The sequence below is a fragment of the Nocardia sp. NPDC057272 genome (assembly GCF_042668615.1).
In the GTDB taxonomy this organism is placed as follows: Bacteria; Actinomycetota; Actinomycetes; order Mycobacteriales; family Mycobacteriaceae; genus Nocardia.
In genome coordinates this window covers 1-19,510 of record NZ_JBHUYK010000007.1, presented here as the reverse complement: position 1 = coordinate 19,510, position 19,510 = coordinate 1, and the positions used below count along the sequence as shown (strand labels likewise).

At 67.7% G+C, this 19,510-nt stretch carries 20 protein-coding genes; 6 read left to right on the top strand and 14 right to left on the bottom strand.

All coding sequences use genetic code 11. The annotated features are described in order from the left end of the window. The first annotated feature begins 2 nt into the window (after positions 1-2). Positions 3-788 carry an META domain-containing protein gene (locus ACFULV_RS12655; protein WP_378656007.1) on the top strand — a complete coding sequence of 262 codons (786 nt, stop codon included), beginning with the start codon at positions 3-5 and terminating at the stop codon, positions 786-788. 72 nt (positions 789-860) lie between these two features. Here the strand turns inward: ACFULV_RS12655 and tpiA are convergent, their stop codons facing one another. The 7 genes from tpiA to uvrC all read right to left on the bottom strand — a co-directional run bounded on the left by tpiA (position 861) and on the right by uvrC (position 9,203). Beyond that, the gene (gene tpiA, locus ACFULV_RS12650) at positions 861-1,649 is read right to left on the bottom strand and encodes a triose-phosphate isomerase (protein ID WP_378627069.1); all 789 of its coding nucleotides are present in this window, start codon (positions 1,647-1,649) and stop codon (positions 861-863) included. A 3-nt stretch (positions 1,650-1,652) separates the two neighbouring features. Further along, positions 1,653-2,867 (bottom strand): phosphoglycerate kinase, encoded by a 1,215-nt coding sequence (locus ACFULV_RS12645; RefSeq protein WP_378627067.1) that lies wholly within the window; start codon positions 2,865-2,867, stop codon positions 1,653-1,655. Positions 2,868-2,872: 5 nt separating this feature from the next. Continuing rightward, on the bottom strand, positions 2,873-3,889 hold the full coding sequence (gene gap / locus ACFULV_RS12640) for a type I glyceraldehyde-3-phosphate dehydrogenase (protein ID WP_378627065.1): 1,017 nt from the start codon (positions 3,887-3,889) through the stop codon (positions 2,873-2,875). Positions 3,890-4,105: 216 nt separating this feature from the next. Continuing rightward, a complete protein-coding gene (gene whiA / locus ACFULV_RS12635; protein WP_056810477.1) occupies positions 4,106-5,089 on the bottom strand; it encodes a DNA-binding protein WhiA in 984 nt (327 codons plus the stop codon). Then, positions 5,080-6,144, bottom strand: a complete 1,065-nt coding sequence (yvcK, locus tag ACFULV_RS12630) for a uridine diphosphate-N-acetylglucosamine-binding protein YvcK (protein ID WP_378627062.1) — start codon at positions 6,142-6,144, stop codon at positions 5,080-5,082. Before yvcK ends, whiA begins: the two co-directional genes overlap by 10 nt. Beyond that, positions 6,141-7,097 carry an RNase adapter RapZ gene (gene rapZ, locus ACFULV_RS12625; RefSeq protein ID WP_358062678.1) on the bottom strand — a complete coding sequence of 319 codons (957 nt, stop codon included), beginning with the start codon at positions 7,095-7,097 and terminating at the stop codon, positions 6,141-6,143. Before rapZ ends, yvcK begins: the two co-directional genes overlap by 4 nt. Before the next feature lie 120 nt (positions 7,098-7,217). Further along, the gene (uvrC, locus tag ACFULV_RS12620) at positions 7,218-9,203 is read right to left on the bottom strand and encodes an excinuclease ABC subunit UvrC (protein WP_378627060.1); all 1,986 of its coding nucleotides are present in this window, start codon (positions 9,201-9,203) and stop codon (positions 7,218-7,220) included. 234 nt (positions 9,204-9,437) lie between these two features. Here uvrC and ACFULV_RS12615 point away from each other — a divergent pair, with 234 nt between their 5' ends. Continuing rightward, the gene (locus ACFULV_RS12615) at positions 9,438-9,851 is read left to right on the top strand and encodes a hypothetical protein (RefSeq protein ID WP_378627058.1); all 414 of its coding nucleotides are present in this window, start codon (positions 9,438-9,440) and stop codon (positions 9,849-9,851) included. Positions 9,852-9,861: 10 nt separating this feature from the next. Here the strand turns inward: ACFULV_RS12615 and ACFULV_RS12610 are convergent, their stop codons facing one another. Next, positions 9,862-10,554, bottom strand: a complete 693-nt coding sequence (locus tag ACFULV_RS12610; protein ID WP_378627056.1) for an HAD family hydrolase — start codon at positions 10,552-10,554, stop codon at positions 9,862-9,864. A 168-nt stretch (positions 10,555-10,722) separates the two neighbouring features. Here ACFULV_RS12610 and ggt point away from each other — a divergent pair, with 168 nt between their 5' ends. Beyond that, entirely contained in the window at positions 10,723-12,675 is a 1,953-nt protein-coding gene (gene ggt, locus ACFULV_RS12605; protein ID WP_378656004.1) for a gamma-glutamyltransferase, read from the top strand. 90 nt (positions 12,676-12,765) lie between these two features. Here the strand turns inward: ggt and ACFULV_RS12600 are convergent, their stop codons facing one another. The 4 genes from ACFULV_RS12600 to ACFULV_RS12585 form a co-directional block, all read right to left on the bottom strand. Next, a complete protein-coding gene (locus tag ACFULV_RS12600) occupies positions 12,766-13,257 on the bottom strand; it encodes a PH domain-containing protein (RefSeq protein WP_378656002.1) in 492 nt (163 codons plus the stop codon). Then, the gene (ribH, locus tag ACFULV_RS12595; RefSeq protein ID WP_378627052.1) at positions 13,254-13,730 is read right to left on the bottom strand and encodes a 6,7-dimethyl-8-ribityllumazine synthase; all 477 of its coding nucleotides are present in this window, start codon (positions 13,728-13,730) and stop codon (positions 13,254-13,256) included. The genes ACFULV_RS12600 and ribH overlap by 4 nt, the downstream gene beginning before the upstream one ends. A 25-nt stretch (positions 13,731-13,755) precedes the next feature. Next, the gene (locus tag ACFULV_RS12590) at positions 13,756-15,000 is read right to left on the bottom strand and encodes a bifunctional 3,4-dihydroxy-2-butanone-4-phosphate synthase/GTP cyclohydrolase II (protein WP_378655999.1); all 1,245 of its coding nucleotides are present in this window, start codon (positions 14,998-15,000) and stop codon (positions 13,756-13,758) included. A gap of 207 nt (positions 15,001-15,207) precedes the next feature. After that, the gene (locus ACFULV_RS12585) at positions 15,208-15,831 is read right to left on the bottom strand and encodes a riboflavin synthase (RefSeq protein ID WP_378655997.1); all 624 of its coding nucleotides are present in this window, start codon (positions 15,829-15,831) and stop codon (positions 15,208-15,210) included. A gap of 549 nt (positions 15,832-16,380) precedes the next feature. Here ACFULV_RS12585 and ACFULV_RS12580 point away from each other — a divergent pair. Then, positions 16,381-16,851, top strand: coding sequence for a hypothetical protein (locus ACFULV_RS12580; protein ID WP_378655995.1), 471 nt, complete (start codon positions 16,381-16,383; stop codon positions 16,849-16,851). Here ACFULV_RS12580 and rpe read toward each other — a convergent pair whose 3' ends face one another. After that, positions 16,852-17,508, bottom strand: a complete 657-nt coding sequence (gene rpe, locus ACFULV_RS12575; protein ID WP_378656384.1) for a ribulose-phosphate 3-epimerase — start codon at positions 17,506-17,508, stop codon at positions 16,852-16,854. Positions 17,509-17,661: 153 nt separating this feature from the next. Between rpe and ACFULV_RS12570 the strand changes: the two genes are divergently transcribed. Both ACFULV_RS12570 and ACFULV_RS12565 read left to right on the top strand, forming a co-directional pair. Next, positions 17,662-18,030: an anti-sigma factor gene (locus tag ACFULV_RS12570; RefSeq protein WP_378655992.1), complete on the top strand. Its 369-nt coding sequence runs from the start codon at positions 17,662-17,664 to the stop codon at positions 18,028-18,030. Continuing rightward, positions 18,030-18,938, top strand: a complete 909-nt coding sequence (locus tag ACFULV_RS12565; RefSeq protein ID WP_378655989.1) for an RNA polymerase sigma factor SigF — start codon at positions 18,030-18,032, stop codon at positions 18,936-18,938. Before ACFULV_RS12570 ends, ACFULV_RS12565 begins: the two co-directional genes overlap by 1 nt. Before the next feature lie 28 nt (positions 18,939-18,966). Here the strand turns inward: ACFULV_RS12565 and ACFULV_RS12560 are convergent, their stop codons facing one another. Then, positions 18,967-19,311, bottom strand: a complete 345-nt coding sequence (locus tag ACFULV_RS12560; protein WP_378655986.1) for an MmcQ/YjbR family DNA-binding protein — start codon at positions 19,309-19,311, stop codon at positions 18,967-18,969. Between the last annotated feature and the right edge of the window lie 199 nt (positions 19,312-19,510).

Here is a 19,510-nt window from a genome sequence, read left to right as displayed (position 1 = left end):
CCATGCGGATATCACCTCGTCCTCTGGCCGCCTCGCTCGCCCTGGTCGGCCTGGTGGCGGCCGGGTGCGGATCGACCGGGGAGGAACCGGTGGACGACACCGCCACGCCCATGGGCCACACCTATGTCTCCACCGAGGTCGTCGGCGACGAGATCCCGGGCGGCGGTCCGATGACGCTCGGCTTCACCGACGGACGGATCTCGGCGAACTCGGGCTGCAACTCCGCGGGCGGCACCGTCGACCTGAGCAACCACATCCTGCACACCTCGCCACTGGCGAGCACCCTGATGGCATGTCCCGGCGACCGCGAACGCGCCGACGCCTGGCAGAGCAACTTCCTGGAATCCGACCCCACCTGGCGCCTCGACGGTGATCGGCTGACGCTGACGGGCAAGTCCGTCACCATCCATCTCACCGACAAGAAGATCGTGACTCCCGACAAGCCGCTGACCGGGACCGCGTGGGTGGTCACCACCATGCTCACCCCGGACGCGCAGATCCGCTCGACCACGCTCGACGAGGTGAGCCCGAATCTCACCATCGGTGACGGCGGCACCGTCAACGGCTCGGCGGGCTGCAACCGGATCACCGGCACCGCGGGCGTCGGTCCCGGCGACGCGGTGAACTTCGCCGTCGCCACCACCAAGATGATGTGCGCGCCGGAGGTGATGGAGGTCGAGCAGAACGTGCTGCGCGCACTGGAGGGCCGAACCAGCGCCACTATCGACGCCGACACCCTCACGCTGCGCAACGACAACGGCTACGGCCTCATCCTGCACGCGCGGTAGCCGCACCCCGTTCACGAAAAGCGAAGGGCCGGAAACCACTCGGTTTCCGGCCCTTCGGTGTTCAGTGCCCGATCAGGGCAGCGGACCGCCCGCGGCGATCGCCGACAGGGTGGCGAACTCGTCACCCTTGAGCGAAGCACCGCCGACCAGCGCGCCGTCGATATCGGTCTGCCGGATCAGCTCGCCGATGTTCTTGGCGTTCACCGAGCCGCCGTAGAGCACGCGCACACCGGCGGCGACCTCCGGAGAAGCCAGCTTCTCCAGCTCGCCGCGGATAGCACCGCATACTTCCTGCGCGTCGGCCGCCGAGGCGACCTTGCCGGTGCCGATGGCCCAGACCGGCTCGTAGGCGATGACGACCTGCGAGATCTGTTCCGCCGTCAAGCCTTTGAGCGATCCACGCAGCTGCTCGAGGTTGTACTCGACATGCGTGCCCGCCTCGCGGACACCGAGACCCTCACCGATGCAGACGATCGGGGTGATCTCGTTCTTCAGCGCCTGCTTGGCCTTGGCCAGCACGGTCGCGTCGTCCTCGTGGTGGTACTGACGACGTTCCGAGTGCCCGACCACCACGAAGGTGCAGCCGAGCTTCGCCAGCATCGACCCGCTGATCTCGCCGGTGTAGGCACCGGAGTCGTGCGCCGAGACATCCTGGGCGCCGTAGGTGATCAGGAGCTTGTCGCCGTCGACGATCGACTGCACACTGCGCAGATCGGTGAACGGCGGGATCACCGTCACGTCGACCTTCGCGAAGTACTTCTCGGGCAGCGCGAACGCCACCTTCTGCACCAGCGAGATGGCCTCGAGGTGATTGAGGTTCATCTTCCAGTTGCCCGCGATGAGCGGTTTACGTGCTGCCATCGCTCAGCCCTCCAACACCGAAATACCGGGCAGCTCTTTGCCTTCCAGGTATTCCAGGGAAGCGCCGCCACCGGTGGAGATGTGCGAGAAGCCGTCATCGGGCAGGCCGAGCGCCCGCACGGCGGCCGCCGAGTCGCCGCCGCCGACGACCGTGAACGCACCCTTGGAGGTAGCGGTCACGATGGCTTCGGCGACACCGCGGGTACCCGCGGCGAACTTCTCGAACTCGAACACGCCCATCGGGCCGTTCCAGAACACCGTCTTGGCCTCGGTCAGCAGAGCTGCGAACCGCGACACCGACTCGGGGCCGATGTCCAGGCCGAGCCAGCCGTCGGGGATCTCGGTCGACGCGACGGTCTTGGTGTCGGCGTCGGCCGCGAACTTGTCGGCCACCACGATGTCGACCGGCAGGTGCAGCACGTCGCCGAAGCGCTCGAGCAGATCCTTGCAGGTGTCGATCATCTCGGCCTGCAGCAGCGAGCCGCCGACCGGAAGACCCTGCGCGGCAAGGAAGGTGAAGCACATGCCGCCGCCGATCACCAGGGTGTCGACCTTGGGGGCCAGCGCCTCGATCACCGCGAGTTTGTCGGAGACCTTGGAGCCACCGAGCACCACCGCGTAGGGGCGGGCCGGGTCCTGGGTGAGCTTCTGCAGCACCTCGACCTCGGCCGCGACCAACGTGCCCGCGTAGTGCGGGAGCTGCTGGGCGACGTCGTAGACCGACGCCTGCTTGCGGTGCACCACGCCGAAACCGTCGGAGACGAACGCACCGTCGTCGCCGACCAGCTCGACGAACGCCGCGGCGAGCTTGGCCCGCTCCGACTCGTCCTTGCTGGTCTCGCGCGGATCGAAGCGCACGTTCTCCAGCAGCAGCACGTCGCCGTCGGTGAGGCCCTCCGAGCGCGAGAGCGCGTCGTAGCCCACCACGTCACCGGCCAACTGGACATTGCGCCCCAGCAGCTCGGCCAGTTTCGCCGCCACGGGGGCGAGCGAGAACTTGGCGTCGGGCTCGCCCTTGGGGCGGCCCAGGTGTGCCATCACGACCACCTTGGCGCCGGCCTCGACCAGCGCCTGAATGGTGGGCACCGAGGCGATGATGCGGCCCGGATCGGTGATCTGACCATTGTCGTCGAGGGGAACGTTCAGGTCGGAGCGCACGAGCACGCCCCGACCTTCGACACCCTCGGCCAGGAGATCCTGCAGTGTCTGAACAGTCATCGCGTTCAGAGCGACTTGCCGACGAGATCGACCAGGTTGGCCAGACGGTTCGAGTAGCCCCACTCGTTGTCGTACCAGGAGACGACCTTGACCTGGTTGTCGATGACCTTGGTCAGCGGCGCGTCGTAGATCGACGAGTGCGGGTCGGTGACGATGTCACTGGACACGATCGGGTCCTCGTTGTACTTGAGGATGCCCTTCATCGGGCCCTCGGCGGCGGCCTTCATCGCGGCGTTGATCTCGTCGATGGTGGCCGGCTTCGCCAGGGTGGCGGTGAGGTCGGTGACCGAGCCCGTCGGGACCGGAACGCGCAGCGCGTAGCCGTCGAGCTTGCCCTGCAGTTCGGGCAGCACCAGGCCGATGGCCTTGGCGGCACCGGTTCCGGTGGGCACGATGTTCAGGGCGGCGGCGCGGGCGCGACGCAGGTCCTTGTGCGGCGCGTCCTGCAGGTTCTGGTCCTGGGTGTAAGCGTGGATGGTGGTCATCAGACCGTTCACGATGCCGAACGAGTCGTTGAGCACCTTGGCGATCGGGCCCAGGCAGTTCGTGGTGCACGACGCGTTGGAGATGATGTTCTGGCTGCCGTCGTACTTGTCGTCGTTGACGCCCATCACGATGGTGATGTCGTCGCCGGTGGCAGGCGCGGAGATGATGACCTTCTTGGCGCCGGCGGACAGGTGGCCCTTGGCCTTCTCCGCGGCGGTGAAGATGCCGGTCGACTCGACGACCACGTCGACGTTCAGGTCGGCCCACGGCAGTGCCGAGGGGCCTTCCTTGATCGCGAGCGCCTTGATGCGCTGCTCGCCGACCACGATGGTGTCGCCCTCGACGGAGACGTCCTGCGGCAGACGACCCAGGATCGAGTCGTACTTCAGCAGGGTGGCGAGGGTGTTGATGTCGGTGAGGTCGTTGACCGCGACGATCTCGATATCGGTCTCGCCGACGGCCTTCAGCGCCTCCACCGCACGGAAGAAATTACGTCCGATACGACCGAAGCCGTTGATACCTACCCGGACAGTCACGTTATCGCTCCTCAGCTTTCAAGCGGATTCATTCCGACGGTAACCACAGTAGTAGCCGCGCCAGCCTTCACGACAGCCACCTGTGAGTTGTGAGCTCCCCGGCCTCAGGCCTGCGGAGACCCCAGAATAGAGGGCAGAGCGGTCATGTATGACCGCTCTGCCCTAATCGTCGGATTCGCCACACCTTTCGGCGTGCGGAGTCTGTTGCCGTTCCTACTACGCGTCGTCGAGCAGTTCCGCGGTCACCGCGGACTCGGTATCGGGGATGCCGAGGTCCTTGGCGCGCCGATCGGCCATCGACAGCAATCGCCGGATCCGGCCCGCGACAGCGTCCTTGGTCATCGGCGGCTCGGCCAGCTGACCGAGTTCCTCCAGGGAAGCCTGCCGATGCTGTACCCGCAGCCTGCCCGCCGCGGCGAGATGCTCGGGAACATCGTCGGCGAGGATCTCGAGCGCCCGTTCGACCCGAGCCGCCGCCGCGACGGCCGCGCGCGCCGAACGACGCAGGTTCGCGTCGTCGAAGTTGGCGAGCCGGTTGGCGGTGGCCCGCACCTCGCGGCGCATCCGACGTTCTTCCCAGGTGAGCCTGGTGTCCTGCGCGCCCATCCGGGTGAGCAGGGCACCGATCGCCTCGCCGTCACGCACCACGACCCGGTCCGTGCCGCGCACCTCCCGCGCCTTCGCGGTGATGCCGAGCCTGCGCGCCGCGCCGACCAGTGCCAATGCCGCCTCCGGACCGGGGCAGCTCACCTCGAGCGCCGAGGAACGACCCGGCTCGGTGAGCGAGCCGTGCGCGAGAAACGCGCCACGCCATGCTGCTTCGGCGTCACCGATGCTGCCGCCGACCACCTGCGCGGGTAGCCCGCGCACGGGGCGGCCGCGCACATCGAGCAGTCCGGTCTGACGCGCCAGCGCCTCGCCTTCCTTCGACACCCGCACCACGTACCGGGAGGTCTTGCGTAGCCCACCCGCGCCGAGCACATGCACGTCGGAGCCGTATCCGTACAGCTCGAAAATCTCTCTGCGCAGTCGCCGGGCGATGGACCCCATGTCCACCTCGGCTTCCACGATCACCCTGCCCCCCACGATGTGCAGACCGCCCGCAAACCGCAGCAGCGCCGACAGCTCCGCTTTACGCGAGCTGACCTGCGACACCACGAGCCTGCTCAGCTCGTCCTTCACCTCGGCTGTCATCGCCACGAGACGCGCTCCTTTCCCACCGACCCCGAACGCTCATCTGGAACACTGTGCACATCTGAGGCACTGTGCCGTCTCTCGAATCGAAGCCCAGTCAGTTGCGGCCGCGGCGACCGGATCAGCTGATCCAGTGCGGCGGCAAGTTTTCCGGGATGATGCCGATCCGTTCCCGGCTCGGCGACATCGCAGAACGTTACCCGTGCCCGCAACTGTTCGGCGGCTCTTGCCACATGTTCCCGTTGCCGCCCCTCCGGCACCGACGCCGAGTCGACGAGCACATCGTCGACCGTGAAATCCGGTGCGTGCTGGGACAATACATGCAGATGACGCTCCGCGGAAAAGCCGGCTGTCTCGCCGGGCTCCGCCGCCAGATTCAGAACGAGCACCTTGCGGGCCCGCGTGCGCACCAGCGCCGCGTGCAATTGCGGCACCAGGACATGCGGAATGACGCTGGTGAACCACGAACCAGGTCCCAGCACAACAACATCCGCGTCGTCGATAGCCGAGGTCGCCTCGGGGCTGGCAGGCGGATCGGACGGAATCAGCCGCACCCGCCGGACCTTACCCGGCGTGGTCGCCACCGCAACCTGACCGCGCACGCACCGGCCGATCCGCGGATCCGACTCCAGGCCCGATACTTCGGCCTCGATGTCGAGCGGAATCGGCGACATCGGCAGCACCCGGCCGGTGATCCGCAGCAGCCTGCCCACCTCGTCGAGCGCGGCCACCGGATCACCGAGGATGTCGGTGAGTCCGGCCAGGATCAGATTGCCCACCGAGTGCCCGGCGAGCGCGCCGGTGCCGCCGAAGCGGTGCTGCACCGTCGTGGTCCACACACCGTCGGCGTCGTCGGACAGCGCGGCCAGGGCCATCCGCAGATCACCCGGCGGGAGCATGCCCAGTTCGGCGCGCAGCCGGCCGGAGGACCCGCCGTCGTCGGCGACGGTGACGACGGCGGTGATCCGCCTAGTCAGCCTGCGCACGGCCGTCAATGTCGAGTACAGCCCATGTCCGCCGCCCAGCGCGACGACGGCTGGGTCGGCTTCGATTCCACTCATTCGCGCCCCAGATCCCGGTGGACGACGCGCACGACGTCCACCGCCACGTGCCCGGTATCGGCGCCGATGCGCTCACCCAGTGCCTCGGCGATAGCGACGCTGCGATGTTTGCCGCCGGTGCACCCCACTGCCACGGTCATGTATCGCTTCCCCTCTTGGCGGTATCCGGTCGTCGTCAGGTCGACCAGGTGTTTGCCGGTCTGCAGGTAGTCCCGCGCACCCGGCCTGGACAGCACGTAGTCGCTGACCACCGACTCCTGTCCTGTGTGTTCCCGCAATTCCGGAATCCAATGCGGGTTGGGCAGGAATCGCACGTCCAACACCATGTCGGCGTCGAGGGGAACACCGTACTTGAAGCCGAACGACTGCACAGTCAGTTGCAGTGCGGCTGGCGCGCCCGCGCCGTATGCCTCCTCCAGCTTGCGGTGCAGCTGGTGGATCGAGAGCTCGGTGGTGTCGATGACGAGGTCGGCGGCCCCCTTGACCGGGGCGAGCCTGGCTCGTTCGGCGGTCAGACCGGCCGAGAGCGTCCCGTCGGGGCTGTCACTCTGCAGCGGATGACGGCGCCGGGCGAAGCCGAACCGCCGGATCAGCACGTCGTCGGAGGCCTCGAGGAACAGCACTCTGGTACGGATGCCCGCGCCGCGCAACTGCTCGGTGACACCGGAGAGCTCGCCGGTGAAGAACCGGCTGCGCACGTCCATGACCAGCGCGAGCCGCCGGATCGGCGGGTCGGCCGCGGCGCCCAGCTCGATCATTCGCCCGATCAGCTCGGGCGGTAGGTTGTCGGTCACGTACCAGCCGAGATCCTCCAGCACGCGCGCGGCAGTGCCGCGGCCCGCGCCGGACAAGCCGGTCACGATAACCACTTCTACTGGTTGCTGTGTGTCGGTGACCGTCCCGGATTGCCCGGGTGCCGCCCCCGCATTGTTATTCGATTCGACGCGTGTCATGTCCTACCGGATCCGTTTCTGGGTGCCTTTCGATCATCCCGCACCGGTTCGGGTATCGGGCGCAGACACACAACGTACGGCACACGCAATGTTGCGTCCTGCGATACCGGCCGTCGGCGGCTACGGACTGTTGAGTGCCGCGAGCACCGCTTTCGCCGTCGAGACCCCGATTCCGGGCACCGAGGTGATTTCCTCGACAGTCGCGTCCTTGATTCTGGCGACCGAGCCGAAGTGGGTGACCAAGGCGGTGCGCCGGGTCTCGCCGAGGCCCGGCACCGAATCCAGCGCCGACGCCGTCATCCGGCGTGAGCGTTTGCTGCGGTGGAAGGTGATGGCGAAGCGGTGGGCTTCGTCGCGCACGCGTTGCAGCAGGAACAGCGCCTCGCTGTTGCGCGGCATGATCACGGGGTCGGCTTCGCCGGGCACCCAGACCTCTTCGAGTCGTTTGGCCAGGCCGATCACCGCGACATCGGTGATGCCGAGTTCGTCGAGGACCTCGGCCGCGGCGGCGACCTGCGGTGCGCCGCCATCGACGACATAGAGGTTGGGCGGGTAGGCGAAGCGGCGCGGTCGGCCGGTGGTGGGATCGATGCCGGGGCGTGAGGCGGGTTCGTCGACCTCGTCGGGTTCGATCTCGACGGGTTGTTCGCGGTCGCGGGCCAGCCGGGCGAAGCGGCGGCGGGTCACCTCGGCGATGCTGCCGACATCGTCGGAGCGGCCGTCGCCCGCGGCTTCCTTGATCGCGTAGTGGCGGTAGTCGGACTTGCGGGCCAGGCCGTCTTCGAAGACCACCAGCGAGGCGACGACGTCGGTGCCCTGCACATGGCTGATGTCGACGCATTCGATCCGCAGCGGGGCGCTGTCGAGTTCGAGTGCGTCCTGAATATCTTGCAGCGCTTGCGATCTCGACGTGAGATCACCGGCCCGGCGGAGCTTGTGCTGAGCCAGCGCCTCGGCGGCGTTGCGCTGCACCGTCTCGGCGAGTGCCTTCTTGTCGCCGCGCTGCGGGATGCGCAGCGAGACCGCGGAGCCGCGCATCTTGCTGAGCCACTCCCCGATCTCCTCGGCGTCGGCGGGTAGTTCGGGGACCAGCACTTCCCGCGGGACGACGATGGCGGCGTCACCGTTCTGGTCCGCCATCGCGGCCTGCTCGCCGTAGAACTGGGTGAGGAACTGTTCGACCAGGGCAGCCATCTCGGTTCCCGATTCCGCGACGTCGAGCGCGTCGCCGGATTTGTCGACGACCCAGCCACGCTGGCCGCGGACGCGTCCGTCGCGGACGTGGAAGATCTGGACCGCGGCTTCCAGTTCGTCGGTGGCGAAGGCGATCACATCGGCGTCGGTGCCGGTGCCGAGCACCACGGCCTGCTTCTCGAGGGCCCGCCGTAGCGCCTGCACGTCGTCGCGCAGGCGGGCGGCGTTCTCGAAGTCGAGGTCTTCGGCGGCCTCGTGCATGCGGCGTTCGAGCGCGCGCACCATCTTGTCGGTCTTGCCGGACAGGAAGTCGCAGAAGTCCTCGACGATCTGGCGGTGCTCGTCGGCGCTGACCCGGCCCACGCACGGCGCGGAACACTTGTCGATGTAGCCGAGCAGGCACGGACGCCCGATCTGGCTGTGCCGCTTGAAGACTCCGTTGGAGCAGGTTCGCGCGGGGAACACCCGCAGCAACAGGTCGAGGGTCTCGCGGATGGCCCAGGCGTGCGCGTAGGGACCGAAGTAGCGCACGCCCTTCTTGCGCGCGCCCCGGTAGACGAACAGTCGCGGATACTCCTCGTTGAGGGTCACCGCGAGCACCGGATAGGTCTTGTCGTCGCGGTATCGGACGTTGAATCGCGGATCGAATTCCTTGATCCAGTTGTACTCGAGCTGCAGCGCCTCCACCTCGGTGGACACCACCGTCCACTCGACAGCGGCCGCCGTGGTGACCATCTGCTTGGTGCGCGGATGCAACGAGTACACATCGGCGAAGTAGGAGTTCAGCCGGCTCCGCAGACTCTTCGCCTTACCCACATAGATGACCCGCCCGTGCACGTCCCGGAACTTGTACACACCGGGTTCGACGGGAATCGTGCCCGGCGCCGGCCGGTACGTCGCGGGATCTGCCACCCATCCAGCCTAGCGAGGGGCCCCGACAGGTCCGCACCGCCGAGGTGTCAACCGGCGCAGCAGCCCTACGGACAATCTTCGGCCTACATCGATGCGATGGCCGGCGCGGTCGGCAACCAGCTCGATAATGGCCGCCCCGGCGTCGGTCGAGGGAGCGAGCGAGGTCGCTGGGGTGGGCTGTGCGCCCGCCTGTGTAGCGTGAGTGCTCGGATTATGTGCCCGAAAGGACGTCCGATGAGCAATGCCCCCGCCCTGCCCCGAACCGGCGACGACCTGTACGACGACGAGGTGTCCCCGCACGGAGTCATGCCGGGGACGGTGCGCGGAGCGCGGCTGATCGCCGCGGTCGCCACCGCCGTCGGTGTGGTGCTGATCGCGATCACGGTGGCGCTGGGCGGCTCGCTCGGCGCACTGCTCGCCGGGTATCTGCCGTCCTTCGCGCTGGTTCCGCTGGTGCTGCTGTTCCGGCAGGGTGGTGATCTGTTGCGCAAGGCGACGATCGGCGTCGCGGTGCTGGCGTGTCTGGTGTCGTCGACGGGCATTCTCACCGGGCTGCCGCCGGGTGTGGTCGGGGTCGTCGCCAATGGCGCGGTCGCGGGGATGCTCCTTCGGCCCTCCGCCCGGACCTGGTTCACCCGCGAACGCTGACCTGCTGCGGTCAGTCGGCAGTTCGGATGCCGTGTTCGGCGAGTGCGTCGATGAGGGCGCGAGGGCGATCGATGGTGGGGACCGCGTCGACGAGGGCGAAGCGGGCGCCGAGGGTGGTGGCGCCACCGTCTGCTTCGGTGCTGTCGCCGATCATGAGGACACGTTCGGGGTCGACGCCGAGGCGGTCGGTGGCGTCGCGGAAGATCTGGGCGTTCGGTTTGATGGCGCCTACTTCGTAGGACAGGGTCATCGCACCGATCAGGTCCGTCCAGCCGTGCTTCGCGAAGGCGGGGCGGATGTCGAAGGCGATGTTGCTGACGATGCCGACCGGAATTCCTTGTGCGGCAAGGGATTTCAGGACCGTCCCGGTGTCGGGGTACGGAGTCCAGGTGAGTGGGTCGATGAGGCGTTCGTAGAGGCGGGTCGCCTGAATGCCGGGAACGCCGGAGCCGCGCAGCACCTCCAGGTAGGCGTGGCGGTGCAGGGCGGGGTCGAGGTCGCGGTTGTCCCAGGCGTGTTGGCCCGCCGCGTCGAAGGTCATGAACTGCTCGACCGGGGCCGTCATCCGCCGCAGCACTTCGGCTTTCGCCGCGATGTCGAAGGGTGTTCCGTCGTCGCCGACGAGTTCGTCGGCCCAGGTCCGGTCGTCTTCCAAACGGAAGACCGTGCCCGAGTAGTCGAACAGCACCGCGTCGATGTCCATATCAGCCAGGGTAGCCAGCCGGCGACTGCGGCTCCGGCGGAAACCGGCCGGGGAGTCCAGGATTCGCGAACTCGTCATCCGGGCGTCGAGATCGTCGAGGTGGTCCGTGGCATGCGCCCCGGCGGAAAAAGCTCGAAGGGTGTCGGACCGGCGAGTTACGCTGCCTACATGACGCCAAGGCGACGGACGTGGATCGGGGCCACGACGGCCGCAGTGCTCGCGGTGGGGGTACTGGCCGGTTGTTCGACAGATGAGAAGACGGCTGCCGAGTGTACGAGCACACCCAACGGCACTCCGGTGTCCGCGGCGCCCGCGACGGGTGGCGGTGCGCCGACCTCGCAGAACCTCAGCACCAATCCTGAGATCTCGTCGGGATACCGCTCGGATATGACCGCGGTGCGCACCAGCACCTACGCGGTGTCGACCGCCAATCCGATCGCCACCGAGGCCGCGTGCCGGGTGCTGCGCGCGGGTGGCACCGCCGCCGACGCGCTGGTCACCGCGCAGGCGGTACTCGGGCTGGTCGAACCGCAGGCCTCCGGCATCGGCGGTGGCGCGTTCCTCGTGCACTACGACGCGAAGTCGCGCACGGTCGACACCTACGACGGCCGCGAGACCGCTCCTGCCGCGGCGACCGAGAACTATCTGCGCTGGGTCAGCGACACCGACCGCACCGAACCCGCGCCGAACACCCGCGCCAGCGGTCGTTCCATCGGCGTGCCCGGAGTGCTGCGGATGCTCGAACTCGCACATTCCGAACACGGGATGAGCGCCTGGAAGGAACTGTTCGATCCCGCGATCAGCCTGTCCGACAACGGTTTCGAGATCAGTCCGCGGCTGGCAGGCCAGATCGCCGAATCCGCGAAAGACCTGGCCGCCGACGAGGCCGCGCGTGGCTACTTCCTCGAAGCCGACGGCTCGCCCAAGAAGTCGGGCACCGTCCTCACCAATCCGGCACTGGCGAAAACGCTCTCGGCGATCGCGACCGACGGCGCGAAGGCCTTCTATAGCGGCGCCATCGCCCAGGACATCGTCGAGGCGGCGGGCAGCACGGCGGGCGGTCGTACCCCCAGCGCGCTGACCACCACCGACCTGGCGAATTACGAGGCGAAGAAGCGCACGGCGCTGTGCACCGGGTATCGCAAGTACGAACTGTGCGGCATGCCCGCGCCGTCCTCGGGCGGCAGCACCGTCGCGGCGACGCTGGGCATTCTCGCCAATTTCGATCTCCCGGCGCTGCGCCCACAGGAGCTCGATGCCAACGGCGGGCGTCCCGACGCGCAGGCCGTGCACCTGATCTCCGAAGCGGAACGACTGGCCTACGCCGACCGCAACAAGTACGTCGCCGACCCGGATTTCGTTCCGTTGCCGGGCAATTCGGCGCTCTCGCTCGTGCACCCGCAGTACCTGAAAGAACGGTCGACGCTGATCGACCCGCAGCGCAGCATGGGTACCGCCAAGCCCGGCAACCTCGGGCCGGTCCCCCTCGGCAACGGTCCGCAGCCGCCCGAGCACGGCACCAGCCACATCTCCGTCGTCGACAAGTACGGCAACGCCGCCGCCATGACCACGACGGTCGAATCGGCGTTCGGGTCTTTCCATCTCGTCGACGGGTTCGTGCTCAACAATCAGCTCACCGACTTCGCCGCCGACCCGGTCGACCCCGACGGGACACCCGTGGCCAACCGGCTCCAGCCCAACAAGCGCCCGCGCAGTTCGATGGCCCCGACCCTGGTGTTCGATCGTGACGATCAGGGCGACCGTGGCGAGCTGAAGCTCGTCACGGGTTCGCCCGGTGGTTCGGTGATCATCCAGTTCGTCGTGAAAACGCTGGTCAATGCACTGGATTGGGGTCTCGACCCGCAACAGGCGGTCTCCGGGGTGTCGTTCGGCGCGGGCAATACGCCGGTCACCGGCGTCGGGGGTGAGCACCCCGATATCAATGCGACCGACAACGGCGACCACGATCCCCTGGTCGAGAAGCTGCGGGCAATGGGCCATCAGGTGTCGGTGGCACCGCAGTCCAGCGGGCTCAGCGCCCTGCAGCACAACGGCAAGGACGGCTGGATCGGCGGTGCGGATCCGCGCCGCGAGGGAGCGGTCCTCGGCGATACCCGCTGATGCGCTGGTCTGTGCGTCACTACTCGGTGGCGCACAGACAGCAGCATTGCCGGCAATCTGTCGGCTCGAGGGGCCAACCGCTCAGCGAAGTCAGTCCCGCGGGGCGTAGCGGGCGCCGAGTTCGCGGACGCGCTCGATGGCGTCGGCGGCGTGGGTCTTGTCGTTGGAACGAATGGCGAGCATCGGGACGTAATCGTCGTCGGCCAGTTCGAGGCGGGCCCATGCCTTGCGGTCCGGGAAGGACGCGCCACGGATGTAGGCCCACGGGTACACCTGCTCGCCCAGGATGTTACGCACCCCGACACCCTGGCTGCCCACGCGCACTCGCGGACGGGTGAGCATCAGTACCGCGCCCGCCCCGACCACCCCGATCAGGATCATCGCGACCTGATCGGCGACCCGGAAGTTCACCCCGGTCGATCCGGTGCGCAGCAGCAGCCCACCCGCGGTGAACGCGACGAGGATGACGATCGCGACCACGATGGCGGTGCGAGTCGCCCGGCGCGGACGCACCTGGAACTCCCAGCCCGCGTCGGGCTGGGGAGCGCTACGACGCCAGGTCCGCACCACCGGCACGGTCACACCGATCGCAGCGCGCGCAAGGTGAGCGCGGCATCGAGAGCGGCGGCGCAGGCCTGTTCGCCCTTGTCCTCCGCCGAACCGGGTAGCCCGGCCCGATCACGCGCCTGCTCCTCGTCGTTCGTGGTGAGCACACCGTTGGTGACAGGGGTGGCCGCATCGAGCGACACCCGGGTCAGCCCGGCCGTCACCGCATCGCACACGTACTCGAAATGCGGTGTGCCACCCCGGATCACGACACCCAGAGCCACGACGGCGTCGTGCGTGCGCGCCAGTTCCTGCGCGACGACCGGCAGCTCCATCGCACCGGCGCAGCGCACCACGGTCACATGTTCGACGCCGGCTTCCTTGGCCACCCGTTCGGCATTCGCCACGAGGGTGTCGCAGATCTCGGTGTGCCAGCGCGAGGCGACGATGCCGAGTTTGACGTCTTTGGCCTGCGCCAGAGCGAAGCTCGGGACACCTGTACCGCTCATCGTTGCCGCCTTTCGTACGAAGTGATCACTGCGCGGTTTCGCCGAGGTCGAGATCGTCGAGGCCGACCAGGTCGTGGCCCATCCGATCCCGCTTGGTGCGCAGGTAGTGCAGGTTCTCGGCATTGGCGCGCAACGGCATCGGGACGCGCTCGGTGATCGCGAGACCGTAACCGTCGAGGCCGACCCGCTTGGCCGGATTGTTGGTGAGCAGGCGCATCGAGCGGATGCCGAGATCGACCAGGATCTGCGCGCCGGTGCCGTAGTCACGGGCGTCGGCGGGCAGACCGAGATCGAGGTTGGCGTCGACGGTGTCGCGACCGGTGTCCTGCAACTGGTAGGCCTGCAGCTTGTGCATCAGGCCGATGCCACGGCCCTCGTGCCCGCGCATGTAGAGGACGACACCGCGACCCTCCTGATCGACCATCTCCAGTGCCGCGTCCAGCTGCGGGCCGCAATCGCAGCGCAGCGAGCCGAAGACGTCACCGGTCAGGCATTCCGAGTGCACCCGCACCAGCACGTCCTCGCCGTCACCGATGTCGCCGCGCACCAGCGCGACGTGCTCGGCCTCGTCGAAGATGCTCTGGTAGCCCACGGCCTTGAAATCGCCGTGCGCGGTCGGAATACGGGCCTCGGCCACCCGCACGACATGCTTCTCGTGCTTGCGCCGCCAGGCGATCATGTCGGCGATCGAGATCATCGCCAGGTTGTGCTCGTCGGCGAACACGCGCAGCTCGTCGGTACGGGCCATGTGCCCGTCGTCCTTCTGGCTGACGATCTCGCAGATCACGCCCGCGGGACGCAACCCGGCCATCCGGGCCAGATCGACCGCGGCCTCGGTGTGGCCGGGCCTGCGCAGCACGCCGCCGTCCTTGGCGCGCAGCGGCACCACATGGCCGGGGCGGGTGAACTCGTCGGCCTTGGCCTGCGCGCTGGCCAGCAGGCGCATGGTGACGGCCCGGTCGGCGCCGGAGATGCCGGTGGTGATGCCCTCGCGCGCGTCCACCGAGACGGTGTAGGCGGTGCCGTGCTTGTCCTGGTTCATCGCGTACGCGGGCGGCAGACCGAGCCGGTCGCAGTCGTCGGCGGTCAACGGCACGCAGATGTAGCCGGAGGTGTAGCGGATCATGAACGCGACCAGCTCCGGGGTGGCCTTCTCGGCCGCGAAGATGAGGTCGCCTTCGTTCTCCCGGTCCTCGTCGTCGATGACGACAACAGCCTTGCCGGCCGCGATATCGGCGACCGCGCGCTCGATGCTGTCCAACCTGGTCACGTCTGCTTGCTCCGTATATTTGGCGGCCGGGGCCGCGGGTTTCTCGGCCCGGTGGGCCTCGATCTTCCCTCCCGGCGGGCACTCTTCCGTCGCACTCTCTGGTCAGTCCAGATCGAGGCGGCCGAGAAACTGCCCTGGGGATGGCAATGACTTCCTACATTACGGCGTGGCCTCGGGGTGTTCGGTGAGGCCCGGCGCCGATCGGTGTCAGCCTCGCTGGGCGAGACGTTCCACGTACTTGGCGATGACGTCCACCTCGAGGTTCACGGTGGCCCCGACGGGGGCGGTGCCGAGGACGGTCAGGGCGAGGGTGGTCGGGATCAGGGAGACCTCGAACCAATCGCGGGATCCGTCGGCGTTCGGCTCGTCGTCGATGCCGAGCGCGGAGACGGTGAGGGAAACGCCGTCAACGGTGATCGAGCCCTTCTCCACCACATAGCGCGCGATGGAATCCGGCAGCGAGATCCGCACGACCTCCCAGTTCTCCGACGGGGTGCGCCGCAGCACGGTGCCGGTGCCGTCTACATGGCCCTGCACGAGGTGGCCACCGAGGCGGCTGTTCAACGCGGCCGCGCGCTCGAGGTTGACCGGCGATCCGGGGACCAAGCCGCCGATGCTCGAGCGCTTCAACGTCTCGTCCATGACGTCGACGGTGAAGCTGTCGCCGTCGATCACGTTGACGACGGTGAGGCAGACGCCGTTGACGGCGATCGAATCGCCGTGCCCGGCATCGGAAGTCACCAGCTTGCCGCGGATCGTCAACCGGGCGGCGTCGGTCAGCGCTTCGGTGGCCACGATCTCGCCAAGCTCCTCGACGATCCCTGTGAACATGCCTGACTCCCTTGTCGCGTCATCCGTACCCGTTGGGCCCAACAGCAGGTGGGTGGCCGCTATTCCCGCGAGGCCACCCAGCTCGTCGCACAGCCTAGTAGCGCGGCCCGTGAGCCCGGGTCGGGGGCCGAACCCGACCGCACGCAGCCCTTGATCACCGAAAGCGATCGATAGCGCATCGATTCGGCCGCGAACGTGTATCGACATGACGCAACGCCGCCGTTAATCAATACGGCGGTTGTCGTTCAATCCAATTTTCGGCGAACCGATCCCCGGCATTCATCAGGCTGCCTTAGCCTGGTATTACCCGCCACTACGAACTGGAAACACGGTGAGTGTAATGCTTGCGCCCGCCGCGCCGTTGACGCAATATTGTTACGTCAACGATTCCTGCTGTTCAGCCAGATGTCGGGCCCTGGAACTGCAGGTTCTCCCGACATCATCGCCCGGAGCACAGCGGCTACCGGGAGTTCGCCCCAGGGATAGTCCACCACTCCAGGAAGACAACACTGTGGGTCACAACAGGTTCGCTATATGTGGGGGTGCCGCGTGAGCACATTGATCGATTCGACGCTGGAAATGCGCTGCGTGCGTTATCGGCGAGAACTGCACCTGCCGGCCAAGATCGATTTCGATTCCCGCCGCATTCTGCTCCAGATCGGCGCGCACTACGGCGCGGTCACCATGCCCGGCGATCTGGGCGAACGCGTCCAGGCCCGATTGCGCGAGGCCGCGATCGCGGGTCCGGTGGTCGATCACCCCCGCGCGCGGCGCTGGACGTTCCTCACCGGCCCCTGCCGCCCGGACTCCGTCACCGCGACCGCGTCGGCCGAACTGTTCCGCCTGTACGCGACCGTCGCCTGCGCGGGCAGCCAGATCGTGCTGCCTTCCCCCGACGACGAGCGCACCGGCTACCGCACCTGGGTGCAGGAACCCGAATCCGGCGACCAGCGGCCGCCGGTGCAGGCCGTCATCGACGCGGCGCGGGCGCTGGGAACCCGCAAGCTCCGCGCCCTGTAGTTACGGCAGCCAGGCCGAGGTGGCCAGGTTGCGCAGCTTCTGCACGGCAGCGCCCGGGTCGGCCGTGTTGTAGACGGCCGACCCGGCCACGAAGCAATCGATTCCGGCCGCTGCCGCCTGCTCGATGGTGTCGTCGTTGATGCCGCCGTCGATTTCGACGACCAGGTGCAGCTCGCCCGAATCGACAAGATTGCGCACGATCCGCGCCTTCTCCAGCACGCCGGGGATGAACGACTGCCCGCCGAAACCGGGTTCCACGCTCATCACCAGCACGGTGTCGAATTCGCGCAGGATTTCCAGGTACGGCTCGATCGGGGTGTTCGGCTTCACCGACAGCCCGGCCCGCCCGCCCGCGGCGCGGATATCGCGCGCCACCGCGATCGGATCATCGGTCGCCTCGGCGTGGATGGTGACGTTGTAGGCGCCCGCCTCGGCGTAGCTCGGGGCCCAGCGGCCCGGATCGTCGATCATCAGGTGGCAATCGAACGGAATATCGGTCGCCTTCAGCAGGCTCTGCACGATCGGCAGACCCAGCGTGAGGTTCGGTACGAAGTGCCCGTCCATGACGTCGACGTGCAGCCAATCGCATCCTTCGACAGCGGCGGCCTCGGCGGCCAGATTCGCGAAGTCCGCGGACAGGATTGACGGGGCGATCATCGGCTGGGACGGACGGGAGAACGTCGGAGTGGACACAGCGCGCCAGTGTAGCGACGGCGATGGTGATTGCCCTGCCGGGATATGGGTAGCCTTCTCAGGGTGACCAATTTTTCGGCGGAACATGGGCCCTTCGGCGCCCCGGTGGAGATTCGTGTGGCAGCACAGCTGACGCAGCTGCCAATCGTGCGCGGACTGGCCGAAACACTGGTGCTACTCAGTGATTTCACCCTCGACGAGGTAGCCGACGTGCGCCTCGCCGTGGATGAGGTGTGCTCGACGATCATCGCGATCGCCGGCCCGAATACGCTGCTCACCTGCGAGTTCCTCGTCGGCGACTTCGAACTCCAGGTGCGCGTCGACGGTGTCGCCGCGGCGCAGGGCATGCCGGATCAGCGCAGCTTCGGGTGGCATGTGCTGCGTACGCTCTGCGACGAAGTCATCGCCGAACAGCAGGATTTCGACGCAGGCGTGTCCGGGTACCCGACGACGGTCCGATTCCGCAGGGTCCGGGGGAAGGCATAGTGCACGGCGAGGACAACCAGCCCGACCAGCACAATCTCAGCGAACCCGACAAAACCGACTCCCCTGCCGCGGAGTCGGAGAACGCCGCGGAACCGGACAAGGAAGCCCTCGAGCAGGAAAGTCTCGAGGAGGAGACCGAAACTCCGGAACCGGTGTCCGGGTACGACGACGTCAGCGCCCTGTTCGAGCGTCTCGCGGCGACCGAGCCGGGCAGTGTCGCGCACGCGGTCGCGCGCGATGCGCTGATCAACCGCTGCATTCCGCTGGCCGACCACATCGCCCGCAAATTCAGCGGACGCGGCGAGCCGTTCGACGATCTGTCGCAGGTGGCGCGCGTCGGGCTGGTGCACGCGGTGGACCGGTTCGACCTGAGCCGTGGCTCGAACTTCCTGTCCTTCGCGGTGCCGACGATCATGGGTGAGGTCCGGCGGTACTTCCGGGACAACACCTGGGCGATGCGGGTTCCGCGGCGAGTCAAGGAAACCCACCTGCGGATCGGCGCGGCCGTGGATCAGCTCTCGCAGCGATTGGGGCGCTCCCCCACCGCCAAGGAGATCGCCGCCGAACTCGATGTGGACCCCGACGAGGTCACCCAGGCCGTTATCGCGGGCAATGCCTATCAGCCGACGTCGATCGACGCGGCCTCGATCGGGCGCGACAGCGACGCGTCGCTGCTCGACACGCTCGGCGAGGAAGAGTCGCAGTTCGACCGCGTCGAGGAGTACATCGCGGTGCGGCCACTGCTGGCGGGCCTGCCCGAACGTGAGCGCCGCATCCTGACCATGCGATTCTTCGAGTCGATGACGCAGACGCAGATCGCGTCGCAGCTGGGGATCTCGCAGATGCACGTGTCCCGGATTCTCGCGAAAACCCTGGCACGCCTGCGCGAATTGTCCGAACGGGACTGACTCGGGGACAGGACAACGGCGTCCTCTCCTATGCACCTTGCCTCGCGCGCCGCAGCTTCGCGGGTGCGCACAGCCACCAGGCACTGTCGAGTAGCTCGACGAGCTGCTGTGGGTCGACCGCGTCGAGATCGATGAGGATGTACGGGTACCCGTCATAGTGTGGGGTCGTGTAGAAGGCTGGGTCGCCGGAGGCCAGCAGCGCTTCCTTCTCCATGGGTTCACAGAGCAGCACGAGGCCGCCTTCGGCTTCATCACGCAGTCGAGCGAAGCTCGTGCCGCCGACATTCAGGCCGGGACTGCGCCACCAGGTGCCTTCCGCCACACCCGGCAGTGCCGTTGCCATCGCGACCACCTGATCCCATGTCATCGCCATACGCCGATTCTCCTCCTCGGCGCTCGCTCCTCGCTTGGACAAATGGAACGGCGCCGCCCCCGTGGGGGGACGGCGCCGTCGTGCTGTCGCGGCTACTTCTTGCGCAGCGTCGCCAGGAACATGGCGTCGGTGCCGTGGCGATGCGGCCACAGCTGCGCGGAGGGGCCGTCGCCGAGATCGGTGACACCGGGCAGGAACT